The sequence below is a fragment of the Flavobacterium sp. UBA4854 genome (genome assembly GCF_002399805.1).
GTDB classification, from domain to species: domain Bacteria; phylum Bacteroidota; class Bacteroidia; order Flavobacteriales; family Flavobacteriaceae; genus Flavobacterium; species Flavobacterium ginsengisoli.
In genome coordinates this window covers 1-2,793 of the sequence record NZ_DHEI01000066.1, presented here as the reverse complement: position 1 = coordinate 2,793, position 2,793 = coordinate 1, and the positions used below count along the sequence as shown (strand labels likewise).

The 2,793-nt window shown below is 35.1% G+C and carries 2 protein-coding genes; one reads left to right on the top strand and one right to left on the bottom strand.

Annotated features, from left to right (window positions below; genetic code table 11):
• Nucleotides 1–104: 104 nt before the first annotated feature.
• A complete protein-coding gene (rseP, locus tag B3J44_RS09415; RefSeq protein WP_286968028.1) occupies nt 105–1,448 on the bottom strand; it encodes an RIP metalloprotease RseP in 1,344 nt (447 codons plus the stop codon).
• A 201-nt stretch (nt 1,449–1,649) separates the two neighbouring features.
• Between rseP and B3J44_RS09410 the strand changes: the two genes are divergently transcribed.
• Complete coding sequence (locus tag B3J44_RS09410) at nt 1,650–2,720, top strand: NADH:flavin oxidoreductase/NADH oxidase (RefSeq protein ID WP_286968026.1); 1,071 nt, start codon at nt 1,650–1,652, stop codon at nt 2,718–2,720.
• Nucleotides 2,721–2,793: the final 73 nt, after the last annotated feature.

The window sequence follows — 2,793 nt, the reverse complement described above, 5'->3', positions numbered from 1 at the left end:
AACCAACTGAGCTAAGGAGGAAAGTGTTGCTCTTTTTAGCGAGTGCAAATATAAAACTATTTTTAGTTTCTCAAAAACATTTTCACTCTTTTTTTGACTTTTTTTTACTTGCCAACAATTGCCTTGTAAATGTCGTTACCGTTAGCAAACAGTAGTAGTGAAATAAGTAAAACAAAACCAACCATTTGCGCATTCTCTAGGAATTTATCGCTCGGTTTTTTGCCACTTACAATTTCATATAATAAAAACATCACATGTCCACCATCAAGAGCAGGAATTGGCAATAAATTCATAACACCAAGCATAATCGACAATAAAGCCGTGATTGACCAGAAAACTTCCCAGCTCCAAGAACTAGGGAAAATGTTGTAAATAGCAGCAAAACCACCCACTTGTTTGTAAGCTTTAGTTTCTGGATTAAAAATCATTTTCAATTGTTTTCCGTAACCTACTAATTGATCTTTTCCTTTTTGAAGACCAACCGGAATAGATTCGAAGAAACCGTATTCTTTTGTGCTTATTTTATAGTATCCTAGTTTTTCTAAAGATTTCATATCTAAACCACCAGCAAAAACGCCTAAAGTTCCTTCTGGAGATACTTTCACATTAAGCGGGGTTTCTTTTAAATCACGTAAAACAACTGCAGAAATTTCTTTTCCTTTATTAGCAGCTAAGATTGCTTTAGCCTCGTCAAAATATTTAACTTTTTGTCCGTTAAGAGAAAGAATCAAATCTTTTGCTTTTAAATTCTGATTAGGAGATTCTTCTCCAACTTTTCCAATAGCAAAAGGTCTACGGATATCGATAAGCATTCCTTTTTCTGTTTTAGAAAGCTGATCAACAAAATCTGTTGGCATAGTAATCGTTTGCTGTTTTCCGTCTCTTTCGATCAAAACGTGTTTTGCCATGATCACATTCATGTTCATGTCGCTGTCAAAATTTTCTACAGCTTTTCCATCAATAGAAATAATTTTATCTCCAGTTTTAAAACCAGCTTTAAGCATAGCAGGATTTTCAATTGCAACACCATCTTTTAAGTCAGCATTAGCAATATAAGTATCTCCGTAAGCAAATGCCATTCCGATATAGATAATAAAAGCTAGAATAAAGTTTACGGTAACACCACCAAGCATAATGATTAAACGCTGCCAAGCTGGTTTTGAACGAAATTCCCAAGGCTGAGGCGGAAGCGCCATTTGCTCTTTATCCATACTTTCGTCAATCATTCCAGAAATTTTCACATAACCACCAAGCGGAAGCCATCCGATACCGTATTCTGTTTCTCCGATTTTCTTTTTGAAAAGTGAATATTTAACATCAAAAAATAAGTAAAATTTTTCGACTCTGGTTTTAAACAATTTAGCAGGGATGAAATGCCCTAATTCATGAAGAATAATAAGTAAAGATAAACTCAATAGAAATTGAGAGAGTTTGATAACTATATCCATTTGTTGTTTTTAATTCGTATTTAACGCACAAAAGTAGCGTTTTCTATTTTAATATAAGAGTGCAAGATAGTGTTTAAGGTTTTAAATGTTTGTTAATTAATAAACATTTCGATTTCTCTTTTTAACAAGATGCCGTAACTTTACTTTTCGAACACTGCCTTACTCAATTGGTAGTATAAACTCATTAAAAGTTACAAGTTTATGGCAACTAAATTATTTTCTCCTATTACTATAAAAAATATCACTTTAAAAAATAGAATTGCAATCTCGCCCATGTGCCAGTATTCTGCAGTTGACGGATTTGCAAACGATTGGCATCTGGTTCATTTAGGAAGCCGTGCCAGCGGAGGCGCCGGACTAATTATTCAGGAAGCTACGGCAGTTTCTCCAGAAGCCCGAATATCTCCAGCCGATTTAGGAATCTGGAAAGACGAACATATCGAAAAACTAAAACAAATCAACGCCTTTATAGTTTCGCAGAATTCGATTCCTGGGATTCAGTTAGCGCATGCAGGAAGAAAAGCAAGCGTTTCAGCTCCGTGGTTGGGAAATAAAAAATTAGATTTCGCTCAAGGCGGATGGCAGACCGTTGCGCCAAGCGCGATTCCGTATCATGAAGGCGAACCCTTTCTTCCAGAAGCGTTAGATAAAAACGGAATTCAAAAGGTAATTTCAGATTTTAAAACAGCAACGAAAAGAGTGGTCGAAGCAGGATATCAGGTTATAGAAATTCATGCGGCTCATGGTTATTTATTACACCAATTTTTATCGCCTTTAACAAACGTAAGAACAGACGAATATGGAGGAAGTTTTGAAAACAGAATCCGTTTTACATTAGAAATTGTAGAAGCGGTTCAGTCAGAATGGCCTTCAGATTTGCCATTGTTTGTTAGAATTTCGGCAACCGATTGGGCAGAAAATGGTTGGAATCCAGAAGAATCTGTACAGCTTTCTAAAATATTAAAAGAAAAAGGAGTAGATTTAATCGATGTTTCATCAGGCGGATTGGTTTCGCATCAAAAAATAACATTAGGACCAGGTTATCAAGTTCCTTTTGCAGAAAAAGTGAAAGCAGAAGCAGGAATTGCAACAGGAGCAGTCGGATTAATTACAGAAGCCAAACAAGCCGAAGCAATTTTAAATAATGATCAAGCCGATTTAATTCTGTTTGCAAGAGAATCTTTAAGAAACCCAAATCTTCCTTTGGATTTTGCTAAAGAACTAAACGGCGATATTCAATGGCCAAAACAATACGAAAGAGCTAAACTTTAAATATTTTTATTAGCCACAGATTAAAATGATTTTTTTTTAATTTTTTTTTCGCCACGAATTACACAAATTTTCA

What these genes read in the sequence shown, in the direction of transcription:
- rseP (WP_286968028.1), bottom strand. Translation starts at nt 1,448, where the DNA reads ATGGATATAGTTATCAAACTCTCTCAATTTCTATTGAGTTTATCTTTA.
- B3J44_RS09410 (WP_286968026.1), top strand. Translation starts at nt 1,650, where the DNA reads ATGGCAACTAAATTATTTTCTCCTATTACTATAAAAAATATCACTTTA.